This window comes from Roseivirga echinicomitans (genome assembly GCF_001592935.1).
GTDB classification, from domain to species: domain Bacteria; phylum Bacteroidota; class Bacteroidia; order Cytophagales; family Cyclobacteriaceae; genus Roseivirga; species Roseivirga echinicomitans.
Map to the genome: position 1 here is coordinate 194,630 of NZ_LRDB01000002.1, position 24,374 is coordinate 219,003.

Genomic DNA, 24,374 nt, shown 5'->3' on the forward strand with positions numbered 1-24,374 from the left:
GTTAATATGTGCGTAAAAGGCAAAATAGCCTATACACCTTCGCTACTGATTTCTTTGTTATTTTTTAGGTTTGTAACCATGTTCTTGTGCGTAATGAAAAATTGTACTGAATTTTATCTCCGCATTCGTTGTTTCATAACAGTTTATTAATATGTTTTTACATTCAATTTCATTGTATTTATCTTTGTCTTGTTGACATAGTTTTAAAAAATAGTCTTCTCCAATATCATGTGTGAAACTATTGGCAATAGCAAAAGCCACCCTATACCAACTATCATATTCCTTTGTTATTGATAAGTCTCTCTTATTTAAAAATCTAATTATTGATTTAATGGAAAGTCTATTCTTTGGGAGGTTTTTGCCATTTGCATTAAGTAAGGCGTCTTTTTTATTTACTCTTCTTACTGCTTTGTCCTTCTTACTGGTTGATGGTTTAATAGTAGTAGAATACTTGTCAATATCCACTTGACTTATATTGAATAAACTCCCCTCATCTTTAATTACAATATTTGAATCTGATGATAAGAAACAAAGTCTCGTTGTGTCACTTCCGCTTTCGTCAAGTTCGATCTCATATTTTGATTGGAAATAGTCTACAAGCTTTTTGAAAGCAATTCTATGAAGTAAATCTACATTGGTGATTTCAACTTCGAAATTAAGATATATAAGCCCTTTTAGACCATTTCGTGATGGTGATTCCCAGAATGAAAACACATGAGTCTCTGCCAAGAGTACGTTTTTAATTCTAGCTAATTCATTATTTGTCAATTTGTCAATGTCTAAAACGACTATCTGATTATATTTTTTTAAATCATCTCGTTTTCGTTTGGTATTAAATGTAGCACTAAAAGTTACCCCAGGCAGTTTTTTCTTATGAAGGTCATAAAGGTCTTTATCTCCATTTTCAAGCATTTTTCTCAAATCGGAGACAATGTATTCGAGTCGTTTTTCTTTTATCCCTCTAAGAACATCTTTTATTGGTAGTTCATGAGTCAATGGTGCGTAAGCTGTTCTTTGAAACGAGACGGTCTCATATAATATGATAGAATTACTATTCATTAGTAAGACGTTTTTGGGAAGGAATAACTCTAATGTGAGTAGAAAAATTATTCTGAGTGGCAGTGCTTATAAATTCGCTCATTGTGTGTTAGGTTTTAATAATGATCTATATCTTTTTTGCTCTCAGGATGAATTCTACTATATACACCGCGCACTTTTTTTCAAAAGTTAAAAAATGTGATTGTTAACCACCCAAATAGGCTATGCTATAAGCTCTTTTCTAATTTTTATTAAGTTTAGTGAATTGCCTGTGATTATTACCATGGTTCACTATTTTTTTGGTTTAATCCAAATGGAGGGGTGGGTATAATGCCTTTTGATATGGAGGTAAAAAGGGAGAGGCTGTATATCTGAGGGATCCTGAAACGCCCGCGAAACTTCGGGGCAGGATGACGGTGAACGAGAGGGCTGCAGTTGCGTAGGCCTATAACTGATAACTGATAACTGATAACTGATAACTGATAACTAATTCCCCAATACCCAATACTCCTCACCAATGACTAGTGACCAGTGACCAATCCCCCGACACCCTTAAACCAATAATTCCCCACTCATTTCAAATATCCTTAGCTTAACAGATTTGGAGGCATAGGGCTTGGGCATTAGTGGTATATTCAGCCAAACCTTTAATAACAAAAGATGAAGAGATCACTTAAAATACTATTCGCTTTGCTATTTCTGGCGTGCTTTTCTTTGAGCGCACAGAAAATACCCCACCCAAGGGAAACCTTTGGTCATGAAGTGGGTGCCGACTATAAATTGGCCGACTATGACCAAATGTTGGAATACTACGATAAACTAGCCGCCTCTACCGATCGTGTTCAAATGATCGAAATAGGGAAGTCTGTAATGGGCCGTTCTATGAAGCTCGTGTTTATTTCTAGCGAAGAAAACATGAAGAAATTGGAGCAATGGAGAGAAATCAGTGAGAAGCTTTCGAGAGCAGAAATTACTGAAGCCGAAGCCAAAAAGTTATCTAAAGATGGAAAAGCCATCGTTTGGTTTGATGGTGGAATGCATGCTACAGAAAGAGCACACGCTCAAATGACTTCGGAACTGATGTGGCGAATTGCTTCTGAAGAATCAGAAGAAATGCAAAAAATTAGAGACAATGTAATTACCCTAGTAGTGCCTGTAATCAACCCTGATGGGGTGGATATTGTGGTAGACTGGTACAGAAAAACATTAGGAACACCTTATGAGAGTTCTGGTCCTCCAATCCTTTACCAAAAATATGTAGGTCACGATAACAACCGTGATTGGTTCATGAACAACATGCCTGAAACTAAGGCGGTAACTACAGTGCTTTATAAGCAATGGTATCCACAAATTGTGCATAACCATCACCAAACGGCTCCAAGAGGTGCAATGATTTTCATTCCTCCTTTCCGAAGCCCAGTAAACCAAAAAATTCACCCAGGAATTACCACAGGTGTTAACTTGGTAGGTACTGCCATGGCCAATCGTTTTGCCATGAAGAAAATGCCAGGTGCAATTGCGCATACTTCATTTAGTATGTTCTGGAATGGTGGTATGAGAACTACTCCTTATTACCATAACCAAATTGGTATTTTAACAGAAACGGCTCAGCCGAGCCCAACGCCAACGGAATATCCGGTAGACAGAATGCCTACCACTGTAGGAGGGAAGCCTGCCAATGCGACTGAGATTTTCTACCCATACCCATACAAAGGTGGTACAATGACTTTTAGAATGGCGGTAGAATATATGCTTGAGTCTTCAATGGCTGTGCTTGATTTAGCGGCAGACAAAAAGGATGAGTTCCTTTGGAATATCTATAGCATGGGTCGCGATGCGATTGATGACAAAGAAGGTGCTTTTGCTTATGTGATTCCTAAAGATCAGTGGAACCCAAGTGAGGCAATGAACCTTACGAATATATTAATGCAAGGTGGACTTGAGGCTAAAATGGCTACAAATTCATTCAGTGTAAATGGTAAAACTTACGAAGCGGGTTCTGTTGTATTCTACGGAGCGCAGTCTTTCCGTCCTTACTTGGCCGATTTAATGGAGAAGCAAGTATATCCAGACCAATTCCAATACCCAGGTGGACCACCAATGCCGCCTTATGATTTGGCAGGATGGACACTTCCTTTACAAATGGGTGTAACTGTAGATCGTATTACTGAAAGCTTCAATGCTGCTACTTCTGATATTACTAAAAAGCTAGAGCCAGTGGCTGGTTCAGTTTCAGGAAAAGGGAAATACGGTTATGTTTTCTCTAACAAAGATAACTTGAGTGCTAAGGCCATTAACCGTTTACAGAAAGAAGGTTATACAGTGAGCATTATTAAAGAATCAGTAGAAGGAATGGAAGCTGGCTCTGTTTTGGTGAGCAGCAAAAGAGGTTTGGACGATAAGGTAAAAGAGATCAGTTCAGAAATGGGACTTGATTTTACTGGTATTGAGAAAAAACCAAGTGCTGAAAGTGCTGAGTTGAAAAAAGTAAAAATAGGAATCTACAAGTCTTGGCAAGCCAATATGGATGAAGGCTGGAGTAGATGGATGTTTGAGCAATTCGAATTTGATTTGGATACACTACACAATGCTGAAATCAAAAATTCTGACTTATCTCAGTACAGCGCTATCATTATGCCTTCTCAGAGCCCAAGAGGGATCATGAATGGTTCTAATAGAGTGCCAGAGAACTTACAAGGAGGAATTGGCGAAGACGGTTTAGCCAAATTAGATGCTTATGCTAAAAATGGTGGTGCAATCATATTCTTTGACGATGCCAGTAATTTTGCCATTGAGGAGTTTAAATTGCCAGTAACCAATGTATTGAAAGATCTGAAATCTTCAGAATTCTTTATTCCGGGTTCATTAATTAGAACAGATATCATGACGGATCATCCGCTTGCTTATGGTATGCAACCACAGGTGGCTGCTTCGTTTGATAATGGCCGTGCATTCAAAGTAAATGCTGGTGCCCAAGGAATAGAAGAAGTAGCACGTTATGCTTCTAAAGACTTGCTTATGAGTGGTTGGGCAATGGGTGAAGATGAACACTTGGCCAATACATCTGCCATGCTTAAAGTAGGTTATGGAACAGGTAACTTAGTGTTATTTGGATTTAGCCCACAATTCCGTGGTCAGCCAAGAGGAACTTATAAACTGATTTTCAATTCCATCTATATGGGTGCTGAAAAGAAAGCAGTTAAACTGAATAAAAAATAAGTTAGTAGTTTAGCTTTATGTAAAGCCCTGCCGTTCATTTTGAATTGGTAGGGCTTTTTTTTGCCCTTTCCTCCTAAGCCTTTGAGCTAACAATCGTACAAATATGATCTAAAGTTAATTGGATGCAGGCCGCTTTTCATCCTGAGTGAAACGAAGGAACTATAATTAAGCTCTAGACCCTTCGCGAACTCAGGGAAAGAAGCATTTCATAGATACTTTGGCGCTCAATAAATAACGTCAATACTAATAAGGAAAGGGCAAAAAAATAACCCCTCAATTATGAGCGGTTTCAGTTCCTGTTTTAAAGACTTAGGTTGTCGTCATTGTGCTACTGTGCATCCCATTTTATAGCGACTTGGGGTTGTCATTTGTTTAGTTAAACAGCTTTAGAAATTAAAAGTTTCCTTTAACCTCAGGTTTTTGAAAATAAAAAAGGGTTGAACATTAGCCCAACCCTACTCTTCAATATTATAAATACGCTTAACCGATTTTCTCGATCAAGTCAGCAGCTCTGTTAGAGTAACCCGCCTCATTATCGTACCAACCTACCACCTTAACAAGTGTTCCTTGCGCAGAAGTAAGAAGAGAATCGAAGATGTTTGAGTGCGTGTTTCCAACGATATCAATAGAAACAATTGGGTCTACAGTGTACTCCATAATGCCTTTCATTGGGCCATCAGCAGCAGCTTTCATTGCAGCGTTTACTTCTTCTTTAGTCACTTCTCTTTTCAAAACCACAGTAAGGTCTGTTAAAGAACCATCAGGAATTGGCACACGCAATGCGATACCGTCTAATTTTCCTTTTAGGTGAGGTAATACCAAACCAACTGCTTTTGCAGCTCCAGTAGAGGTAGGGATGATAGAAACTGCTCCAGCTCTTGCTCTTCTCAAATCAGAGTGAGGTGCATCTTGGATACACTGGTCAGAAGTGTAAGCGTGAACGGTAGAAATGAAACCGTGAACAATTCCGAAACTATCGTCTAAAACTTTGGCCATAGGCGCCAAACAGTTTGTAGTACATGATGCGTTTGAAAGAATAGTCTCTTCGCCCGTCATGGTCTCTTCGTTAACACCCAAAACAACAGTTGGAATGTTCCCTTTTGCAGGAGCAGAGATGACTACTTTTCTAGCGCCAGCTTTTAAGTGACCACCAGCACCTTCTTCATCCACAAATCTACCAGTAGACTCAAGAACGACATCGATACCTAGTGCGCCCCAAGGAAGGTTAGCAGGTACTCTTTCAGCGTAGATTTTGATTTCTTTGCCGTTTACTACAATACCATCTTTTGTAGAAGTTACAGTTCCATCGAATCTTCCGTGAACTGAATCATACTTCAAAAGGTGGGCTAAAGTTGCGGTGTCAGTTAAGTCATTGATCGCTACAACTTCGATGTTTTCTTTGGCCAACAATGCTTTGAAAGTCAATCTTCCGATCCTTCCGAAGCCGTTGATCGCTACTTTGGTTTTAGACATATCTAGAAAGTTAATTTATGTGATTCTAAAAAGTGGTGCAAAGGTAACTAAGCCTTCTGCTATATCCAATACAATCGAATGAAGTTGCACATAGTTCCCTGAAATTGTTTGAATTTTTTTACAGAAAACATTTTTGGAATTAAAATGGACTTCTATCTTTGCACCACGAAAAAAATGGTCCGTTCGTCTAGGGGTTAGGACACTGGGTTTTCATCTCAGCAACAGGGGTTCGATTCCCCTACGGACTACTTTCAAAAAGCTCAGCATATTGCTGGGCTTTTTTTTGTTTTTTATCACTCTATAGTTTGAAGTATCGGGGAGCCCGCCCTACAAGCTGGCCCAATGCTAAATTCTTCCACTGGAAGAGTTTTTAATCTTCATCCAAGGTAATTTCTTCTAGCACTCGACTCCCCCAACCACCGTAGCGGCCAACAGACTCAATGTAATTGGTAAGTTCAACATCGCTGTAGGCACACCCGTCATAAATTTCCGCTCCTAGTTCAACCAGTTCCCAATCATTTTCGATCAGGTGCCAGCTGAATTGGTGCGATGCATTGGTGTTGTAGCCTGCATAGCCTTCTCCTAGTTGTCCTAACGGGAATAAGGTACGCTGTTCAAGTGGTAGGCTCAGTTGATTGAGGCACTGCTGAATCACCGCAGCATTGGCTGTTGCGGCAACGAAACTGCTGTCCTGCCAGCGGCCATGGGTTTCGCTAGGGCAGCTACTAAATCGGAAGTATCGCCATTCAGGTTCTAACTTGTTTTTATCTCCATCGTCATTGCTGCAGCCTGCCATCATCAGGGCTGCACAAAAGAAAATTAGTGTTTTTATATTCATAACGTTTTTGACACAAAGAGGAGGAGAGGGGTTGCAATGGTTTGCTCCCTTTACCCTCCTATTGCAAATTGGCTCAATGACTAAAAACGAAGAAGAGTTCAACATTTGTCGAACTCTTCAGTATTGTTTAACAAGCTTAGGCCTGTTTGCTTTCTTTCCTTAGCCTTCTGGGGAGTCTAGGAGGTTTTTTCTTCGGGCCTGAGATCAGGTCGGCAATAACTTTAGTCCTTGGGAATTGCTCCAAAATAATTTTAAAGAAAACAGTAAGTGGGATGGACATAATTAGCCCGGGGACGCCCCAGATATAGCCCCAAAGCATGAGCATTACCAAAATGGTAATGATGTTGATGGAGAATGATTTTCCCATAAATACGGGCTCTAATACGCCTCCAAATAGTGCTTGAACGGCCGTTATGCTGAGTATGAAAAAGAATAGGGTGCTACTGGCATCCATTTCTACAAAGGCAAATAAAGCCAAGAGTATTACTGATACGAATGAGCCAATCATTTGCACAAAGTTGATCACAAAGGCAAAGAGACCCCAGAAAATAGGGAAACTCACCCCAAAGAAGATACATGCCAAACTAATACCTATTCCGGTAAAGAGACTTACCATAAACTTCACTTTAATGAAGGTGATCAAATCTTTTTCAATTTTCATAAAGGTCTTTACCGAAGCAAATTCTTTTTTCAGAATAGTGCTGCTCAAGAGTTTTTGAAAATTAACAGATTCGGCCAACCATAGAATAGCAAAGAAGGCTGTCATTAACGTCATCGAAACGGTATTCTGTACAAAGCCGAGAATAGTGCCTACATTTTTGAAAGAGTTGTCTTTTTCAATAATGCCCCCCAAAAGATTTTCGCCTTGTAAAATTGTCACACCGAAACGTTCTTCAATTGACATAATCATAGAAATGATTTTCGACTCTGCCTTCTGGAAAAAGTCATTTTCAGCTGAAAGTATTTCTCTGCTCGAAAGCTGTACTAATTCAATTCCCACCTTAAAGACCCCAGCAATGATTAAAAAAATGATAAAGATACTAAGGGTTTTGGGTAAATTTTTCTTGTTGAACCAACGCATAAGCGGCAGGAACAACAAAGCGATGAACATGGAGAAAATGAGCGGAATGAAAATAAATGAAAGCATCTTCAGCAGGTAAAATACCAGCGGAATTACAATGATCAACAACAGCGTGTTTGTTGTTTTTAAATCTTTTAATGGACTGTCTTGCATCTTTATTTTTTGCTCTCCTTATTTTAGGCACTTAAACACTGAACTCTCAAACGTGTTTGCCGCGCAAAAGTACGTAAGGATCATGTTATTTTTCTTTAGAAGACTGAAGAATCTGTGGCTTGATTAAACATTTCTAAAAAACGCATTCCTTTGTATGAATTACCCTTTTCGTTTAAGCGTGGGCTCCATACCGCCACACTGAAGTGTTCCGGTAGTATGGCAATAATTCCACCACCCACTCCGCTCTTACCTGGTATCCCAACTTTGAACGAAAATTCTCCGGCTTCATCATAGAAACCGCAAAGCTGCATTAAGGTGTTAATTCTTTTCGACTTTTCGGTGCTGATTATTCTTTCTTTTGAAAATGGATCGACTCCATCATTTGCTAAGAACATAAATGTTCGTGCCAGTTCAGCACAAGTCATCTCAATAGAGCATAAATGAAAGTAGAAGTCTAAGACCTCATCGCAATTGCCTGTGATGTTGCCATAGGCCTTCATTAAGTTGATTAACGCGGCATTTCTATAACCGTGCGCTTTCTCTGACTCGGCCACTTTTTTATTGTAGTCGATTGAATCGTTGTTGGCAATTTTTCTGATGTATTCGATGAATGTTTGTTTGGCATCTTTTAGATGATCTACCAAGAAATCGCAAATCACTAGTGCGCCTGAGTTTATCAATGGGTTTCTGGGAATCCCCCTGTCGTGTTCAAGCTGCACCAAAGAATTAAAGGCTGTGCCAGAGGGTTCTACGCCCACACGTTTCCAGAGTTTTTCGCCTTCTAATTCATAGGCCAAAACCAACGAAAGTACTTTGGCAATACTTTGAATAGAGAACTTTTCGTGCGAATCTCCATGACTAAAACTGTCCCCATCCATTGTGGTAAGGTGAACTCCAAATTTCGTGGGATCTACAGAGCCTAATTCTGGAATGTAGGAAGCTACTTTACCGGGGTCGTTGATTTCAGAAAGAAAAATGCAGGTATTTGAAAATGCTTGTTTGTATTCCATTCTGTGGTTCAACTATGGTGTTTAGAGGTTTGAAAAAATGACGGGATAAACCTAAGTAAATAGAGAACAGAACAAAAGTAAAAGAGGATTGTTTGCTGCAATCCTCTTTTTAGTGTTTTTAGTAAACTGATTTTCTTTGTTCTGCCCAAGCAGCATTTTCGATATAGTCATCGTAAGTGCTTAGCTTATCTACAAAACCTTTAGGTCCTAATTCTACAATTCTATTGGCCACAGTATGGGTGAACTCATGGTCATGAGAGGTAAATAAGACTGTTCCAGGGAAATCTTTCAATGCGTTGTTGAAGGCCTGAATCGACTCCAAATCCAAGTGGTTGGTGGGTTCATCAATGATGAGCAAGTTGCCTTGCTTTAACATCATGCGAGAAAGCATACAACGTACTTTTTCTCCTCCAGAAAGGACGCTGCACTTTTTGAAAACTTCTTCGCCAGAGAAAAGCATTTTACCCAAGAAGCCACGAATATAAACTTCATCTTTTTCTCCGTCAGAATATTGTCTCAACCAATCAATTAGGTTGTCGCTTGACTCAAAGTACTCTGCATTGTCATTTGGCAAGTAAGAGTGCGTTATGGTTTGTCCGAACTTGAATTCACCAGAATCAGCTTTCATAGCGCCTGTTAAGATTTCGAATAGAGCCGTGGTGGCCATACTATCCTTACTTAAAAAGGCGATTTTATCTCCCTTGTTAACAAACAGATCAAGGTTATTGATCAGTATCTTGTCATCCGTCTTTTTATTCAAACCTTTTATCTCCAAAATTTGATCCCCCGCTTCTCTTGTTTGGGTAAAAATGATGGCAGGGTAACGTCTGGTTGAAGGCTGAATGTCATCCAAGTTAATCTTGTCTAATAGCTTTCTTCTACTTGTTGCTTGTTTGGATTTAGAAGCATTGGCGCTAAATCTGGCAATGAAATCCTGGAGTTCTTTTTTCTTTTCTTCTGCTTTTTTGTTGGCCGAAGATCTTTGTGTTAAAGCCAATTGGCTCGACTGGTACCAGAAAGTGTAGTTACCAGTGTATAGTTTTACTTGGCTAAAGTCGATATCAACGATGTTGGTGCAAACCGTATCTAAAAAGTGCCTATCGTGAGATACAACAATTACTGTGTTTTTAAACTCAAGTAAAAAATCTTCTAACCAAGAAACGGTATGGATGTCCAAGTCGTTGGTAGGTTCATCCAGAATTAGGATGTCAGGGTTGCCAAATAAGGCTTGGGCCAAAAGCACACGTACTTTCTGACTACCATTGAGATCTTTCATTAACATGTAATGAAGGTCTTCGGTAATGTCCAAACCACTGAGTAGAGAAGCAGCATCCGATTCAGCATTCCATCCATCCATTTCGGCAAACTGACCTTCGAGTTCAGATGCTTTAATGCCATCTGCCTCAGAAAAATCTGGCTTCATATAGATGGCCTCTTTTTCTTTCATGAGGTTCCATAATATGGTATGACCCATCATTACTGTATCCAAAACAGTGTTTTCATCAAAGCCATAGTGGTTCTGACTTAAAACTGCCATTCTTTTTCCCGGCTCCAGAATAACTTGACCTGAATTTGCGTCAACTTCACCAGAAAGGATTTTCAAGAAGGTAGATTTTCCTGCACCATTGGCCCCAATTACACCATAACAGTTGTTGCCAGTAAACTTGATGTTTACTTCATCGAACAATACTCTTTTGCCGTATGCGAGGGAAATATTTTGGGTTGATATCATAGCTACCGTATTTTAAGGCCGCAAAGGTAAGAGGATCAAATGGGAAAGGGAAGTCAACAGCCAACTTTATGATTTATCTTGCTTAACTATTAGAAATAAGTGAGTTATGTTCGTTTAAAGTTGATTAGTTTCGCGGGATTTTATACATGAATAAGTTCTCAGAAGAGCAGTGGATCAACTCAGTTGATCAGCTCGCGCAAAATGATTTTGTGGTCATTGATGATTTTCTCGATAAGCAATTATTTGAGAGCATCCGTACCTATTTTCTTAATCGCCTTGAGGTGGATGGGTTTTCTGACGCGGCCATTGGTGCATTAAATCAAAAACAGCTGGAGAAGTCCATTCGAGGAGATAAAATTTATTGGTTAGAAAGAAAGAATGACATAGAAATGGAGCCGTTCTTCCAACTGTCAGACGAGTTAATCCAACAGCTGAATCAGCTTTGTTACCTCAGTCTTTCGGGTTGCGAATTTCATTTGGCACATTACCCAATAGGTGCCTTTTACAAAAAGCACATCGATCAGTTTAAAGGCAGAAGTAATCGCCTGATCTCGGTGATCATATACCTTAATGTGGGCTGGAAGCCAGGAGATGGGGGAGAGCTTAAGATTTTTAAAGAGAACGGAGAAGAACTGTTGGTTGAGCCTTTGGCTGGCAGGTGCGTAATGTTTAAGAGTGACACTGTGCCCCACGAGGTGATGAAAACTCAAGTGAATCGCTACAGTTTAACAGGCTGGCTTTTATACCAGCCTTCCACTTTAGGCTACCTGTTAGGCTAGGGTTATCGCTTTAAAATTGCCTCAACTACAACCGGTAAATGATCAGAAGGGTACTTTTTATCTTTAGAATCGCTTAGTACTGCATACTTTCTTACTTCAACCCGATAAGGGTTTGTGAAAATATAGTCGATGCGTCTGGTTACAGGCTCGTTGAACTTAAACCCATTGAAGGTGCCTTTTGGCCCAAAAACTAAGCCTGTGCTGAAGTGGCGTGCATCATTCATTTTTGAACTTAGCTTTTGTATTGGCTCAGACTCAGGTTCAAGGTTTAAGTCTCCCATTAGAAAAACGGGAAGGTTTTCCATGTTCAGTTTGTTGATTTCTGTAATAATAAGGTCAACGCTATTGATCCTTGCAGAATCGCCAACATGATCAAAATGAGTGTTAAAAACCCAGAATTTTTGATTGGTAGTTTTGTCTTGAAATAAGGCGTATGTACAAATTCTTTCTAGTGCTGCATCCCAGCCTACGCTTGGCTTTTCAGGAGTTTTTGAAAGCCAAAAGGTATTTTGATTGATGAGTTCTAGTGTTTCGCTTTTATAGAAAATGGCAGTGTATTCTCCTGCCGACTCTCCATCATCTCTGCCCACTCCAACATGGTTATAGGTAGGTAACGCATCTTCCAAAAATGCAACTTGATGTGATAGCCCCTCCTGAATCCCTAATACATCTGGTTCGATAAAGTTAATTTGGTTGGCCAGCCAGCGTTTGCGCAATTCCCAATGATTTTCTCCGTCATTTGGATTGTCATATCGAATGTTGTAAGTCATCAATTTAATTGGGGTTTGCCCAAAAAGGCCGACCGAGAGTAAAAAGGAAAATAGGAGAAAGACTGATTTACGCATGAGGCAAAGTTCGGAATTGATTTGGAGATAATAAAACAATATGTCCGATAGGGTATTCAAATTTTAGGCCAGAGTTGGAAAGTAGTCCTGAACCAATCTTAGGGCCAAATCGTGCTTCATTTATTCTATTAGTTTGATTATCGGATAAATGTATTCAATGTGATAGCTATAAAAAGGAAAAGGTGCCCGTCTGGCACCTTACCTCTCCCAAACACTACTATGACTGGATTACTATGTAATCCAACGTCTAGCAAAATTTTTAACTCTAAGTCATCTCATTCATTATCGGTCCCAAATAAAAGAGAGAAACCGTACCTCCAGCGTCTGAGGATGCTCTTTGGATATTGCAAATGGGTTTTGTTTGTGGAATTGGTATAGCAGGAGCTCCCAAAGGTTTTCTATCGCAATAGGGAGGGGCCACACTTGCTGTGCATATATCACAAGCATATGGATAAACACCTATGTTCCCAATATTTTCGCCAAGTGGGCCGTTTTTGAATTTTATAACATCCGGATGGTTTGGTCCAGCGTTCCATTTATCCCCATCTGTCAATAGAAATTTCATATAGGAATTAGCTCCCGATACATTGCTAATGTCCACAGTTTCCCAACCTTTTGGATTTGAAGTGTATGAGTTTAAAGTGAATTCAGCCAAATTGATACCCATAGGAAAATCATCCGTAGGACAGCTGAGAGGAGGAGAATTGAATGCTATATTTCCACTGAGCACTTCGCCTTTAGGAGGTGTATAAGCGATGAATTTACTAGGTGCTAGCGTGAAATAACCCTGAAGTGGGTGGATTACATTTTTAATGAATGGCATTTTGTTGATATTAGAAATATAATCCTCTCCTTGATCTAAAGTAAGATATACGCTCACTTCTTCTGTCCAGTCGTTGATGATTATAAATTCAGTAGTTCCCATATTGTCTTGTTTGGTCATCAATACGCTTTTGTATAATTCTTACTTTATGCGTTTGATCTAATGTTTAAGGCATTTCAAAATTGGACTATAAAAAAGAGGTTTTAATCCGCTGTAAGTAGTAATTTCACGATACCACTTTAGGGGTATGCGCTCTATATATCAAGCCTGTACTTTTGAAGGGATTTCAACTAAAACCAATAATAATTATGTCATTAACAAGTCAATATCCATTAGGCCCCGGTGGGAGCTATGGTTCAGCCGAATGCCTCTTAGCCACGGGGATGCAGTTTGAAGATGTAAAGGGAGACAAAGGTGTGCCTAAGCTTTTCGCTCCCCATTTGAAAATGGTAAAGAATGAAAGTACAAAGTGTTCTGAGCTGAGCATTATGTTCCATGCGCCTTCCAATTTTGTACTCGATGCTAAATCTGCAATTGTTTGCGATTACATGGGGACAGAGCTTTTTGTTTTTGTAAACTTATCTCAGGTAGGCACAGTAAGTGATTTTTTTCAGTGTTTCAACCTTAATTTGACTTTTACACAGGAGTTTTCTAGAAAATTAATAAAGAGAAATATTTTCGTGATACCTGTTCATGGTGATCCTGAAGAAGGCGAGATAGGTAAAATTAGCGGAGAAGGTAACGAACAAGTAGATTAATTAAATTAGACCATGGGATCAAAGCTTATGTTTCGAACATCATTTTTTACTCTAACATTGGGTCTCGTGGTCTTTTTTATGCCTTTTTTAGTAAAGGCAATGCATTATCAGGATCAATCAAAAATAACCATCCTTCAGGCCCAAGCGGAAGAAATAGGCAAGAGCAATATTGATTCTGTTTTGCTCTTACTAAAAAAAGCTGAAGATTTAGCCTCTCCTAAAACACTCGAAAATGTTCAAGCTGAAAGCGAGTGGGTAAAGGCAAAAACCTATTACGCTTTAAAAGATTATGGGGAGTCGAAGCGCTATTCTTTGACAGCTATAGAAAAAGCGACCAACACTCAGAATTATCAGGTGCTTGCGAAGGCCTATAATTTAATGGGAGTCCTGGAAAAATTCAACGGAGACCTTAATTTGGCGGAAGTCCATTACCGGAAAAGCCTAGAGAATAGAAGAATGCTTTCAGATTCTGTAGGAATGTCTAAAACCCTTCAAAACTTAGCGAATATTTTTAGAGACCAAGGGGTTCGCGACAGTGCTTTTATTTACTACCAAAGGAGTATTGATATCAAACTAGAGCTAAAGGATACCACTTCACTGGGTATCACTATTACCAATCTTGGGGTTTATTATGCTGAAATAGGGCAATATGATAAAGCGATTGAAAAGTACAATGAGGCCAATGTTTTTTATGAAAAAACTAATTTTCAAGAAGGAATTGCCAAGAATTGGAATAACATCGGAAGTTGCTACAACAACACGGGTTTCTTTAAACTAGCACTCAATTTTTATTTGAAGAGCTTGACGATGTACAGGTCTTTGGATAATCTTAAGTTAGATGAAGCACATACTATAGAGAATGTTGGGGTATTGTACAAAAGGTTGTCTGATTTACCACTTGCCTTAGAATACTTCGATAAAAGTTTGGCCATCTATGAATCTCTCAATAGTGAAATTAGAAAGGCATCGGTCTATTTACACTTAGCTGATGTTTACCTGCAAGAAAATTCGCCCGAACGAGCTTTAGAATATTTGAAATTGAGTGAAAAAATATATGCCGATAGAGGCAGAAGCCAAGATTTAGCTATGGTACACCACGGTTATGGTTTTGCATACAAGCAGCTAAAGGATTACGATAAAGCCAAAGCTTATTATAAAGAAAGTATTTTAAGAAAAGAAGAACTAAAGGATTCTGACGATTTGGGCCAAACTTACAACAGTTTAGCCGTAACAAATTACGAAACTAAAGAGTATGCCCAAGCTTTACGGAATTATCAGAAAGCTTATGATATAGCTAAAGAGCTTAAATTGCCTACGCTGATCCGTAAATCGTTACTGGGGCTTTCAGAAGTTAATCAAGCTTTAGGTCGTTCATCCAAAGCCTATGATTATCGTCTTCAATACGAAGTGGTAAAGGATAGTTTGAATAATGTTGAGAAAGCCAGCCAATTGGCTGAAATTCGAGAAATCTATGAGTCTGAAAAGAAGGATAAGCAGATTTCACAATTGGAACTGGAAAATGAAGTGGTAAATGCTAAAAGTGAAGCAAATGCGGCCTTGGCCCAAAAGGAAGCTGCTAATAAGCTAGTATTTATCATATTGGCGATTACACTTTTTGTTTTGGCCTTAATCTTCTACTTCTATTTCAGACAGCGCCTTGTACTGACTAAACTGAAGGTAAATGAAGAGAAGGAATCACGAAATAAAGAGGTAAACCAGTTGATGATTCAGCAGCAAACCAAAACCCTAGAGGCTATGGTGGAAGGGCAGGAGCAAGAACGAAAAAGAATAGCGAAGGAATTGCATGATCACTTTGGGAGTTTAATGGCTACCGTCAAGGTGAACTTAACCACAGTAGCTGCTAATAAGGAAGTGACTCCTGAAAGTGAGAAGCAAATGAATACTTTAGCCAAACTTGTGGACCAAGCCTGTGTGGATATCCGAAGCCTTTCACATTCAATGCACGTAGGTATTTCAGAGACGTTTGGTCTAGTGCCGGCATTAAAAGATTTAGCTCACTCTATTTCTCAATCAGGAAAAATTCAGGTGTCGTTTCATTCCTCTAATTGTTCTGAAAAACTTGATTCATCCATCGAGGTGACAGCTTATCGGGTTGTTCAAGAGTTGGTGAGTAATGTCTTAAAACATGCAAAAGCCACTAAGCTCACATTGCAATTAACCTGTTTAGACGACATTATAAATATTATTGTTGAAGACAATGGTCGTGGTTTTGATGCTGATTTCCTTATGAAAAACTCTCAAGGAATGGGGCTTAAAAGCTTGCAAGAAAGAATTACTGAATTGCATGGTGAATTTGAAGTGGATAGTAGGCCTGAAAAAGGGACAACTGTTATTATTGATTTGCCCATATCCATTGAACAAACCCTATTGAAAGTATGATACGCGCCTTACTTGTAGATGATCATCAATTATTTGGTGAAGGAGTACGCTCTATGTTTAAGCCAAATGATGGAATTGAAATTGTGAAAATTACAACAAATGGCAATAACGTTCCTTCAATACTTTCTGAAATTGAGGTGGATATGATTCTGATGGATATCAGTATGCCTTTGATTGATGGTGTTGGGGTATTAGAGTTAATGAAAAGCAAAGGGTTGGATGTACCTGTTTTGATGCTCACCATGCACCAAGATATGAAGTACATCAGAAAATCTTTAGAAACTGGTGCACAAGGCTATATTCTTAAAGATGCTTCGAAAGCAGAACTGACGGAGGCAATAGAAAAAGTGAGTAGAAGAGAAAACTATTTTCACCCCAAAATCAATAATCAAATTTTCGACTACTTACGTGGTACTAAAAACCCTAGTCAAGGGGATTTAGTAGATCAGCTTTCTGATAGAGAAAAGGAAATTATTGGCTGTATAGGCAAGGGAATGAACAGTAAAGCTATTGCCGAAGCACTTTTTATCAGTGAGCATACGGTTAAAACTCACCGTAGAAACATTATGCACAAACTGGCGGTAAAGAACACGGCAGAGTTAGTTACCTATTCAATGGAGAAGGGGATTATTTAGCCCTATTAACATTTCTCATTAATTTCAGTTTTTTGGTTTGATGGGAATCCACATTTCTTCTTCTGAATTAGGGTCAGCATTTTTATATTTCTCACCCAGTATCTCAAAGTGAGGTCTATTGTCTAAATCATAATCCGATTTTGGAAGCCAGGTTCCGAAAATATAACCGAAAATTTGGTGGCGGTGCTAGAACCTTTGTAATCGAATACCGCGTAAAGCCCTTCTTCTAGATTGAAATTTTCCATTCCTTCAGGAATAGGGCTAGAGCCTAAAACTTCAACCCCTGCCCATTTTTCAAAAACTTGATCAAACTGACCAAGGGTCAATGGTTCTGAATACACCTGCATCGAAATGAAATTGGAGTTAAGCGCATTAACTATTTCTTTTCTTCTGGGCATAAAACTGCTCCAAAGTTCATGGGCTCGATTGTTGGTAAGCGACATCTTTAATCGCTTACCAATAATTCTTTTTTGTGCTAAATTCTCAATTCGGGGCTCAATATTTATCCGAAAAGTTGGCTTATTGTTTGGCATCATAAAGTACTTTCCCACCAACAATGGTCATGGCAACTTTTGTGTTCAGAATTTCGGCCTCAGGAATCGTCATGATGTCCTTATCAAAAACAGTAAAGTCTGCTACTTTCCCAACTTCAATACTGCCCTTAAAATCTTCTTCAAATTCGCTGAAAGCACCAAAAATGGTAAATGATTTTAAAGCCTGGTCTCTGGACATTTTCTGATTAGGTTCAAAACCACCTTCAGGCAATCCCGCTAGTGTTTTTCTAGAAACAGAAGCATAAAATGAAGGGATTGGATCAACTGGTTCTACTGGAGCGTCAGTTCCGTTAGGTATAATGGCCCCGGATTTAAGTAAGTCTTGCCATACATAAGCACCTTCTTCAATTCTTGCTTTACCTAACCTGTCAATTGCCCAAGGTCTATCTGAACTCATGTGAATCGCTTGCATGGCAGGAATGACTCCTAGTTCGCCAAAACGAGGAATATCAGCACCACTTAAATGTTGTGCATGCTCAATTCTAAATCGATGGTCTGTGGCCAACTCAGGATACTTTTCGAAAGCAGTTTGATAACGATCTAGGATTTCTCGGTTGGCACGGTCGCCAATGGCATGAGAACATACCTGAAAGCCATGTTGAAGGCCTTTTTCCGAAACCTCTGTGACTACTTCCATCGGAAGGGTTTCATGACCTGTATGTCCCGCTCTGTCAGTATAGTCTTCTAAAAGCCAAGCACCGCGAGGCCCTAAGGCTCCATCGCAGTTTAATTTGATGGAACGAACAGTTACATAATGATCTGGGTCAATCATTGGGCCGCTTTCATACCAACGCTCTAATAGCTCTGGCGATCTTCCGCTCAGCATTACATACATTCTGATACCCAGTTTTCCCTCTGTTTTAAATTTTCCCAAGCGGTCGATAAAACCCTGACCTGAACCCGCATCGTGAAAACTGGTAATTCCTTTTTCCAAACATTCCTGAATGGCCATTTCCAAAGCTTGCTCGTCCTTGTCTTCGGTACTTTGAGGCACTAAACGACCAACCAATCCAGAAGCACGTTCAGTGAATACACCTGTCGGGTTACCTAAGTCATCTTTGATGATCTCTCCACCTTCTACTTCGCTGGACAGTTGTTCAAGGCTCAACCGGTTGACACCGGCTAGCTGCATCGCTTTTTCATTAGCAAAAGTTGCATGTCCACTCGCGTGTCGAAGATAAACAGGATTGTCAGGAGAAACTTCGCTTAATTTATCATGTGTTTGAAAGCCCTTGACCATATTGTCTGGACGTTCAATCCATTTGTCTTGATGCCAGCCACGGCCTGTAATCCATTCGCCTGGTTTTGCATTTTGAACGGCTTCTGCTACTTTCTCCACCAATTCATCGTAGGTTTTAACGTACATCAAATCTAATTCGAGCTTGTTGTAACCAATCCCCATCAAGTGTCCGTGAGATTCGATAAACCCTGGTGTCATGGTTTTGCCTTCAAGGTCAATCACTTTCGTGTTTTTGCCTTTCATGGCATCAATTTCAGCCAGACTTCCTGTGGCCAAGATCATTCCGTCTTTTACTGCAACCGCTTCTACTTTCGAATTGCTTATGTCTGAGGTATAGATATGGCCATTGGTGTAAATGGTGTCAGGTGTATTTATTGAACTGCAAGAGAGAGCTGTGAGCACAAGAAAGAGCCCAAGGCAAAGGAGTTTAGAAGTAAGTTTCATTATTTAAGGATTGATTTTGCTGATGAATCTAATCCTTTTGGCTGAAACCTACAATGGCTTTATATACCACTCAAGAATTCTAGGGTGTCAACGCCATCGGCATAGTCCGAAAGTTCTGGCTGCTGTGCTTTTCCTAAAGGAATGCTTCCTTCGTACCAGCCATTAGCCGAAACCACACATTGAATTTTCTCATGGTGTTTGGCAAGTGTAAGGTCTAGTTCAGCTTCGCTATTGTAATACTCATAGAACAGGACGGAAATAGGAGAAACTAATGCTTCACTTTCTCTCATTAAAAAGAAACCAGAATCGAGGTGTGGTTCGCCATTTACCAGATAGATAGATTTATTGTAATCGTAATTATTACGGTATTTATGATGATCCAGTACAGTTTCATAACCCATAAGGGCATCGATCAACTTTACAAAGTCATAACCCTTAGGCGCATAGATTTTGGAGATGTTTCTACAGCCTAAACCAAAGTATTGGAAGTAATCTTTACCAAAATTAGTGAGTTCTTCAGCTGTTTCATCGCCTTTGATTACCGCCACAGCTGTTCTGTTTTGTCTGATAATGTGTGGGTGGTTAGCAAAGTAATGTTTGAAATAGCGGGCACTGTTATCAGAACCGGTGGCAACAATGGCATCCGCCTCGTTCATTCGTTCCGCATGAATAATATTGGCACCGAGTGTTTCCGAAATATCTTTGATTTCCGAAATCATAAATTGCATCAGCACTTTGTCTTGAGAGGATAGCTTGACCATGGCTTTGTGCCCAGAAATAAGCACAGACAGTAGGTCATGAAAACCAACCAACGGAATATTACCTGCCATCACCAAACCTACCTTTTTTGGAGCGTTAGGTTCAAGTTTGTAATTATCGGTCCACGCAGAAAGCGATTCTTCAGAAAGCGAATCCCCCCAAGCATTAAACGCCAGTTGAACGCTTTCCGGTGTAAACCACGAATTTCCGTTGCCTGCCCTGAAACATAAATCATCAACTTCAACTTCCGTTAATGATTTAATGCGTTCTCCTAATTGAGCAAAAGCCTGTATTCTTTCCTTAAGTACCATATTCTGTAAATCTTGGGCAAAAATACACCTTAAGTTTACTTCAAAGTAAAAATAGTGATTAGTTTTGCGGCAAATAAAAACCTTTGGCGAGGAAACTTCGTCAGATAGTTTTTGTTTATGAATTGATTACAAACTACAAAGGAGATCAGAAATGGCAATTATTATAACTGACGAATGTATCAATTGTGGGGCCTGCGAACCAGAATGCCCGAATACAGCTATATATGAAGGTGGTCAAGAATGGAATTGGGCTGGCGGTACTGACCTTCGCGAAGTAGAATTAGAGGATGGAACCGTGTTGGATGCGAGTGATATGCAGGAACCTGTTTCGGACGAGTTCTACTATATAGTTCCAGGGAAGTGTACAGAGTGCACTGGTTTTCATGAAGAACCTCAATGTGCAGCTGTTTGCCCAGTTGATTGCTGTGTGGATGATCCAGACTACAGAGAAACGGATGAAGAGTTATTGGCTAAAAAAGAATGGTTACACGTTTAAGCGAGTATACAAAAGATATATATGAAAGCCTTCAGCAATGGGGGCTTTTTTTATGCCCATATTTTTAGGTCGCTAAGCCATTTTTCTTCTTTTGATTAAATAGGAATTCAAAACTTGATCAAAGCCTAAGTTGATATCGGCTTCAATCAGGTCGATTTTGAGTTTTGCACATTTCAGGTAGAGCTCCTTATAATAGCTGTCCATTTGAATTTTGAAGTCCTTTTTAATGGCGGCTGGATTCAGCTTTATCCTTTCCTTAGTCTCAGAATCTATAAACTCGTAAGGGCGATCTTCAAAATCAAAGTCGAATTCTGTTTTATGGTCAGTAACATGGAAGAGCAATACTTCATGTTTCTTATGCTTTAAATGCTGAAGCGCTGCCAATATTTCTGCCTCGTTGTTTTCATTATCGAACATATCGCTAAAAATAACAATCAGCGATCTTCTATGTACCTTTTCGGCCAACTGATGTAAGATTGAGGCTACGTTGGTTCGCTTTTCAGTTTTCTGCTTTTCAAGCAAATTGTTAAACTGAATGAACAGCTTATGAATGTGTGAGGCAGACGATTTTACAGGGGTTTCGAGTTCTAGTCGATCGCTGAAAGTGTGTAAACCAACGGCATCTCGCTGTTTGTGCAGTAAATAGGTGAGGGCCGCACCGGCCATAACACTGAACCGCATCTTGCCGAAATTATGCTCTGGGTAATACATCGAAGAAGACTGATCGATGACGATTTGGCATCTTAAATTGGTTTCCTCTTCGTACCGCTTTGTATATAAGCGGCCAGACTTCGCGAAAATCTTCCAATCCACATGGCGAGTACTTTCCCCGGTGTTATAGAGTCTATGCTCTGCAAACTCTACCGAAAAGCCATGGTAAGGCGACTTATGGAGTCCCGTAATAAAGCCCTCAACCATCTGTTTGGCAAGGAGTTCAATGTTGGAAAATTGTTTCACGTTATCCAGAGAAAACTTCATAAGCAAAAATGAATTTGGGTCTAAAATATGCCTTTATGCGAGTATTTGCGTCATATAAGGTACTGTTTTCTGTATATTAAGTTTACGGAATTATACATTCGGCTATTGCAATAGTAATTATTATTGGCTTATATTGGATAAGTTTTTATAGTTATATCTACTTGGTAATATACCAAACTAAATGTTGAATAGTGGAAGAGAACAAGGATAGTGACAAGAATGAGATTTTTTCAAAGAGGGTAAGGGCAGGGAAAAGAACCTATTTTTTTGATGTAAAGGCAACACGCTCAAACGACTACTACCTGACCATTACAGAAAGTAAAAGGAAGTATAAGGACGATGGGTTTACTTATGAAAAGCATAAGATTTTCCTTTATAAAGAAGATTTCAATAAATTCATGGAGGCATTTGGTTCGGCAGTGAATCATGTTAAAACAGAACTACTGCCTGAATTTGACTTTGATCAGTTTGATAACAATGAAGACGAAGTGTTAGCGGAGTCTTCAGCCGAAGAATCTGATTTGAAATGGGATTAAGTAAATTTTAAATAAGAAAGTTTAAGAGTTCTTGATTCCTCAGGAGCTCTTTTTTTTGATATGAAAAGAACAGCCATATATATCGTCCTGATTATTGCAGCTCTGCTTCTGTTCATCTACTATTTCACCAATATTTTCACCTATCTAGTATTGTCGTTGGTGTTGGCGTCCATCTTAAGGCCTTTGGTTGAGAAGATTAGTGGCGCTCGATTTTTTAAATTGAAAGTACCAAGGTGGTTGGCCATTCTTATGGCTTTTGCAGCGATGATTGTGGTACTTACGCTCTTTGTTATTTTATTCATTCCGTTGATTGACGATCAAATCTCTTTGCTCTCAACATTGGATATCGATTCGGTTACCGAGAGTATTCTTGAGCCGATTAGGTCGTTCGAAGAGTTTTTGCTTGAAAAGAGGCTGTCAAATGAACCTGCTGGTTTTCTGGTGGAGGGCCTCCGTGACACTATTACAGAAGCGATCAGTAAAATTCAAGTCCAAAGTATACTCAATATTATTTTGTCCTTTTTGAGTAGTTTTTTTGTGGGCCTGTTGGCCTTGAGCTTCATTACCTTTCTTTTGCTTTATGAAAAGGGGCTTTTAAGAAATAGTATCATTGTCGCAATTCCCAATAAGTACTTTGAGGTATCGATTGCCGCACTTGATAAGATAGAAAAACTGCTTTCGAATTACCTTCTGGGATTATCATTTCAAGTACTTGTTATTTTTACTATGGCTTCTGTTGGGCTTACCATTATGGGGATTAAGTATTCTTTGACCATAGCCCTCTTTGCCGCTTTGGCCAATCTTATTCCTTATGCGGGGCCATTATTGGGTTCGGTATTTGGTATTATTGTAGGGCTTTCTACTTCACCCGATTTAGTAACCTCAAATGATTACATATTCCTGATTGTGAAAGTTGTTTCTGTGTTTTCTGTGATCCAACTCACAGATAATATACTCCTTCAACCATTGATTTTCTCCAAATCTGTTAAAGTGCACCCGTTAGAAATATTTGTTATTATCTTTGCGGGCGCTTCCATAGCGGGCATCCCCGGAATGATCGCTGCGATTCCTGCATATACAATTATCAGGGTGTCGGTAGTAGAACTTAAAAGGGGATATAAACAGTATAGTATTTTCAGATCATAGCAGATTACCATGGGACTTCAGTGTGGGATTGTAGGATTGCCAAATGTGGGCAAATCCACCCTTTTTAATGCATTATCCAGCGCCAAAGCAGAGGCAGCAAATTTTCCTTTTTGTACTATTGAGCCCAATGTTGGGGTGGTCACTGTACCAGACCCTAGATTGAAGGTGTTGGAAAAATTAGTGAATCCTCAACGTGTATTGCCTACCGTAATCGAGTTTGTAGATATTGCTGGTTTGGTAAAGGGAGCCTCAAAAGGTGAAGGCTTAGGGAATAAATTCTTGGCCAACATTAGAGAAGTGGATGCGATTCTTCATGTGGTGCGCTGTTTCGAAGATGACAACGTAGTGCACGTAGCAGGTTCAGTAGATCCAATGTTCGACAAAGAAGTAATTGATACTGAATTACAATTGAAAGACCTTGAGTCGATTGATAAAAAAATTCTTAAGTACTCAAAGGTAGCCAAATCTGGAGATGCGGTTGCCAAAAGAGAACTTGTGATTTTAGAAAAATTTAAGGCAGCATTAGAAGCTGGTAAAAATGCCAGAGCTGTAGAAGCTACCAAAGAAGACTTAGCCGCAGTAAGTGATTTGAAATTACTTACCATTAAGCCGGTAATCTATGTGGCTAATGTGGAAGAAGAGTCTGTTAACTCAGGAAATAAATTTGTAGACGCACTTCGTGAAGGTGTTAAAGAAGAAAATGCGGAAGTAATTATTGTTTCTGCGGCTATTGAAGCACAAATAGCTGAATTGGAAGAAGAAGATGAGAAACAAATGTTTCTTGAAGAGTATGGCCTTACTGAATCAGGTTTGAGTCAATTGATCAGAGCATCATATTCAATATTAGATCTAATTACCTACTTCACTGCTGGTGTAAAAGAAGTGAGGGCTTGGACGATTAAAAGAGGCTGGACTGCTCCACAGGCCGCAGGTGTAATCCATACTGATTTCGAAAAGGGCTTTATTAAAGCTGAAGTAATCAAAATAGCTGACTTTGAGAACTATAAAACCGAGGTAGCCGTAAAAGAAGCTGGTAAAATGGCCATTGAAGGCAAAGAATACATCGTAAAAGATGGCGATGTAATGCACTTTAGGTTCAACGTATAATCGTAAGTATAAAACAATT

At 39.4% G+C, this 24,374-nt stretch carries 22 protein-coding genes and 1 tRNA gene; 10 read left to right on the top strand and 13 right to left on the bottom strand.

Annotation, left to right across the window (positions count from 1 at the left end):
- Positions 1-57: 57 nt before the first annotated feature.
- Complete coding sequence (locus AWN68_RS04365) at positions 58-1,059, bottom strand: BT4734/BF3469 family protein (RefSeq protein ID WP_084362760.1); 1,002 nt, start codon at positions 1,057-1,059, stop codon at positions 58-60.
- A 639-nt stretch (positions 1,060-1,698) separates the two neighbouring features.
- On the opposite strand from AWN68_RS04365, the gene AWN68_RS04370 reads away from it, so the two are divergent.
- Positions 1,699-4,257 (top strand): M14 family metallopeptidase, encoded by a 2,559-nt coding sequence (locus tag AWN68_RS04370; RefSeq protein WP_068411977.1) that lies wholly within the window; start codon positions 1,699-1,701, stop codon positions 4,255-4,257.
- Between the two features lie 480 nt (positions 4,258-4,737).
- Here the strand turns inward: AWN68_RS04370 and gap are convergent, their stop codons facing one another.
- Positions 4,738-5,730, bottom strand: a complete 993-nt coding sequence (gene gap, locus AWN68_RS04375) for a type I glyceraldehyde-3-phosphate dehydrogenase (RefSeq protein ID WP_068411980.1) — start codon at positions 5,728-5,730, stop codon at positions 4,738-4,740.
- Between the two features lie 176 nt (positions 5,731-5,906).
- Here gap and AWN68_RS04380 point away from each other — a divergent pair.
- Positions 5,907-5,978: transfer RNA gene (locus AWN68_RS04380), tRNA-Glu, on the top strand.
- Positions 5,979-6,100: 122 nt separating this feature from the next.
- Here the strand turns inward: AWN68_RS04380 and AWN68_RS04385 are convergent.
- The 4 genes from AWN68_RS04385 to AWN68_RS04400 all read right to left on the bottom strand — a co-directional run bounded on the left by AWN68_RS04385 (position 6,101) and on the right by AWN68_RS04400 (position 10,544).
- Complete coding sequence (locus AWN68_RS04385) at positions 6,101-6,529, bottom strand: BP74-related protein (RefSeq protein ID WP_157716081.1); 429 nt, start codon at positions 6,527-6,529, stop codon at positions 6,101-6,103.
- Positions 6,530-6,704: 175 nt separating this feature from the next.
- Positions 6,705-7,802 carry an AI-2E family transporter gene (locus AWN68_RS04390; RefSeq protein ID WP_068411986.1) on the bottom strand — a complete coding sequence of 366 codons (1,098 nt, stop codon included), beginning with the start codon at positions 7,800-7,802 and terminating at the stop codon, positions 6,705-6,707.
- A 95-nt stretch (positions 7,803-7,897) separates the two neighbouring features.
- Complete coding sequence (locus AWN68_RS04395) at positions 7,898-8,812, bottom strand: glutaminase (RefSeq protein WP_068411989.1); 915 nt, start codon at positions 8,810-8,812, stop codon at positions 7,898-7,900.
- Between the two features lie 118 nt (positions 8,813-8,930).
- Positions 8,931-10,544, bottom strand: a complete 1,614-nt coding sequence (locus tag AWN68_RS04400; protein WP_068411992.1) for an ABC-F family ATP-binding cassette domain-containing protein — start codon at positions 10,542-10,544, stop codon at positions 8,931-8,933.
- 146 nt (positions 10,545-10,690) lie between these two features.
- Here AWN68_RS04400 and AWN68_RS04405 point away from each other — a divergent pair, with 146 nt between their 5' ends.
- Positions 10,691-11,323, top strand: a complete 633-nt coding sequence (locus AWN68_RS04405) for a 2OG-Fe(II) oxygenase (protein WP_068411994.1) — start codon at positions 10,691-10,693, stop codon at positions 11,321-11,323.
- A gap of 2 nt (positions 11,324-11,325) precedes the next feature.
- On the opposite strand, the gene AWN68_RS04410 is transcribed toward AWN68_RS04405, so the two are convergent.
- Both AWN68_RS04410 and AWN68_RS04415 read right to left on the bottom strand, forming a co-directional pair.
- Positions 11,326-12,168: an endonuclease/exonuclease/phosphatase family protein gene (locus AWN68_RS04410; protein WP_068411996.1), complete on the bottom strand. Its 843-nt coding sequence runs from the start codon at positions 12,166-12,168 to the stop codon at positions 11,326-11,328.
- A 265-nt stretch (positions 12,169-12,433) separates the two neighbouring features.
- Positions 12,434-13,111, bottom strand: a complete 678-nt coding sequence (locus AWN68_RS04415) for a hypothetical protein (RefSeq protein ID WP_068411999.1) — start codon at positions 13,109-13,111, stop codon at positions 12,434-12,436.
- 188 nt (positions 13,112-13,299) lie between these two features.
- Here AWN68_RS04415 and AWN68_RS04420 point away from each other — a divergent pair, with 188 nt between their 5' ends.
- From AWN68_RS04420 to AWN68_RS04430, 3 genes are all read left to right on the top strand, one after another.
- Positions 13,300-13,749, top strand: a complete 450-nt coding sequence (locus tag AWN68_RS04420) for a hypothetical protein (RefSeq protein WP_068412002.1) — start codon at positions 13,300-13,302, stop codon at positions 13,747-13,749.
- Positions 13,750-13,848: 99 nt separating this feature from the next.
- A complete protein-coding gene (locus AWN68_RS04425; RefSeq protein WP_172796031.1) occupies positions 13,849-16,149 on the top strand; it encodes an ATP-binding protein in 2,301 nt (766 codons plus the stop codon).
- The gene (locus AWN68_RS04430; RefSeq protein ID WP_068412008.1) at positions 16,146-16,784 is read left to right on the top strand and encodes a response regulator; all 639 of its coding nucleotides are present in this window, start codon (positions 16,146-16,148) and stop codon (positions 16,782-16,784) included. Before AWN68_RS04425 ends, AWN68_RS04430 begins: the two co-directional genes overlap by 4 nt.
- Positions 16,785-16,808: 24 nt before the next feature.
- Here AWN68_RS04430 and AWN68_RS19220 read toward each other — a convergent pair whose 3' ends face one another.
- The 4 genes from AWN68_RS19220 to AWN68_RS04445 all read right to left on the bottom strand — a co-directional run bounded on the left by AWN68_RS19220 (position 16,809) and on the right by AWN68_RS04445 (position 20,092).
- Positions 16,809-16,958 carry a GyrI-like domain-containing protein gene (locus tag AWN68_RS19220; protein WP_317038916.1) on the bottom strand — a complete coding sequence of 50 codons (150 nt, stop codon included), beginning with the start codon at positions 16,956-16,958 and terminating at the stop codon, positions 16,809-16,811.
- The gene (locus tag AWN68_RS04435) at positions 16,907-17,227 is read right to left on the bottom strand and encodes a GyrI-like domain-containing protein (RefSeq protein ID WP_262501362.1); all 321 of its coding nucleotides are present in this window, start codon (positions 17,225-17,227) and stop codon (positions 16,907-16,909) included. Before AWN68_RS04435 ends, AWN68_RS19220 begins: the two co-directional genes overlap by 52 nt.
- A 76-nt stretch (positions 17,228-17,303) precedes the next feature.
- Positions 17,304-19,022, bottom strand: coding sequence for an amidohydrolase (locus AWN68_RS04440; protein ID WP_068412011.1), 1,719 nt, complete (start codon positions 19,020-19,022; stop codon positions 17,304-17,306).
- A gap of 59 nt (positions 19,023-19,081) precedes the next feature.
- A complete protein-coding gene (locus AWN68_RS04445; protein ID WP_068412014.1) occupies positions 19,082-20,092 on the bottom strand; it encodes an acyl-CoA reductase in 1,011 nt (336 codons plus the stop codon).
- Between the two features lie 151 nt (positions 20,093-20,243).
- Here AWN68_RS04445 and AWN68_RS04450 point away from each other — a divergent pair, with 151 nt between their 5' ends.
- Positions 20,244-20,588: a 4Fe-4S binding protein gene (locus AWN68_RS04450; protein WP_068412017.1), complete on the top strand. Its 345-nt coding sequence runs from the start codon at positions 20,244-20,246 to the stop codon at positions 20,586-20,588.
- Positions 20,589-20,660: 72 nt separating this feature from the next.
- Here the strand turns inward: AWN68_RS04450 and AWN68_RS04455 are convergent, their stop codons facing one another.
- Positions 20,661-21,566, bottom strand: a complete 906-nt coding sequence (locus AWN68_RS04455; RefSeq protein WP_068412020.1) for a DUF58 domain-containing protein — start codon at positions 21,564-21,566, stop codon at positions 20,661-20,663.
- Between the two features lie 191 nt (positions 21,567-21,757).
- Here AWN68_RS04455 and AWN68_RS04460 point away from each other — a divergent pair, with 191 nt between their 5' ends.
- The 3 genes from AWN68_RS04460 to ychF are packed head-to-tail and all read left to right on the top strand — an operon-like array spanning position 21,758 to position 24,355.
- A complete protein-coding gene (locus AWN68_RS04460; RefSeq protein ID WP_068412023.1) occupies positions 21,758-22,102 on the top strand; it encodes a DUF3276 family protein in 345 nt (114 codons plus the stop codon).
- Positions 22,103-22,162: 60 nt separating this feature from the next.
- Positions 22,163-23,248: an AI-2E family transporter gene (locus AWN68_RS04465; protein WP_068412026.1), complete on the top strand. Its 1,086-nt coding sequence runs from the start codon at positions 22,163-22,165 to the stop codon at positions 23,246-23,248.
- Between the two features lie 9 nt (positions 23,249-23,257).
- Complete coding sequence (gene ychF, locus AWN68_RS04470) at positions 23,258-24,355, top strand: redox-regulated ATPase YchF (protein WP_068412028.1); 1,098 nt, start codon at positions 23,258-23,260, stop codon at positions 24,353-24,355.
- The last annotated feature ends 19 nt before the right edge of the window (positions 24,356-24,374 follow it).

What these genes read in the sequence shown, in the direction of transcription:
- AWN68_RS04450 (WP_068412017.1), top strand. Translation starts at nt 20,244, where the DNA reads ATGGCAATTATTATAACTGACGAATGTATCAATTGTGGGGCCTGCGAA.
- AWN68_RS04390 (WP_068411986.1), bottom strand. Translation starts at nt 7,802, where the DNA reads ATGCAAGACAGTCCATTAAAAGATTTAAAAACAACAAACACGCTGTTG.
- AWN68_RS04410 (WP_068411996.1), bottom strand. Translation starts at nt 12,168, where the DNA reads ATGCGTAAATCAGTCTTTCTCCTATTTTCCTTTTTACTCTCGGTCGGC.
- AWN68_RS04455 (WP_068412020.1), bottom strand. Translation starts at nt 21,566, where the DNA reads ATGAAGTTTTCTCTGGATAACGTGAAACAATTTTCCAACATTGAACTC.
- AWN68_RS04365 (WP_084362760.1), bottom strand. Translation starts at nt 1,059, where the DNA reads ATGAATAGTAATTCTATCATATTATATGAGACCGTCTCGTTTCAAAGA.
- AWN68_RS04395 (WP_068411989.1), bottom strand. Translation starts at nt 8,812, where the DNA reads ATGGAATACAAACAAGCATTTTCAAATACCTGCATTTTTCTTTCTGAA.
- AWN68_RS04405 (WP_068411994.1), top strand. Translation starts at nt 10,691, where the DNA reads ATGAATAAGTTCTCAGAAGAGCAGTGGATCAACTCAGTTGATCAGCTC.
- gap (WP_068411980.1), bottom strand. Translation starts at nt 5,730, where the DNA reads ATGTCTAAAACCAAAGTAGCGATCAACGGCTTCGGAAGGATCGGAAGA.
- AWN68_RS04385 (WP_157716081.1), bottom strand. Translation starts at nt 6,529, where the DNA reads ATGATGGCAGGCTGCAGCAATGACGATGGAGATAAAAACAAGTTAGAA.
- AWN68_RS04430 (WP_068412008.1), top strand. Translation starts at nt 16,146, where the DNA reads ATGATACGCGCCTTACTTGTAGATGATCATCAATTATTTGGTGAAGGA.
- AWN68_RS04445 (WP_068412014.1), bottom strand. Translation starts at nt 20,092, where the DNA reads ATGGTACTTAAGGAAAGAATACAGGCTTTTGCTCAATTAGGAGAACGC.
- AWN68_RS04440 (WP_068412011.1), bottom strand. Translation starts at nt 19,022, where the DNA reads ATGAAACTTACTTCTAAACTCCTTTGCCTTGGGCTCTTTCTTGTGCTC.
- ychF (WP_068412028.1), top strand. Translation starts at nt 23,258, where the DNA reads ATGGGACTTCAGTGTGGGATTGTAGGATTGCCAAATGTGGGCAAATCC.
- AWN68_RS04465 (WP_068412026.1), top strand. Translation starts at nt 22,163, where the DNA reads ATGAAAAGAACAGCCATATATATCGTCCTGATTATTGCAGCTCTGCTT.
- AWN68_RS04425 (WP_172796031.1), top strand. Translation starts at nt 13,849, where the DNA reads ATGCATTATCAGGATCAATCAAAAATAACCATCCTTCAGGCCCAAGCG.
- AWN68_RS04435 (WP_262501362.1), bottom strand. Translation starts at nt 17,227, where the DNA reads ATGTCGCTTACCAACAATCGAGCCCATGAACTTTGGAGCAGTTTTATG.
- AWN68_RS04370 (WP_068411977.1), top strand. Translation starts at nt 1,699, where the DNA reads ATGAAGAGATCACTTAAAATACTATTCGCTTTGCTATTTCTGGCGTGC.
- AWN68_RS04420 (WP_068412002.1), top strand. Translation starts at nt 13,300, where the DNA reads ATGTCATTAACAAGTCAATATCCATTAGGCCCCGGTGGGAGCTATGGT.
- AWN68_RS04415 (WP_068411999.1), bottom strand. Translation starts at nt 13,111, where the DNA reads ATGACCAAACAAGACAATATGGGAACTACTGAATTTATAATCATCAAC.
- AWN68_RS04400 (WP_068411992.1), bottom strand. Translation starts at nt 10,544, where the DNA reads ATGATATCAACCCAAAATATTTCCCTCGCATACGGCAAAAGAGTATTG.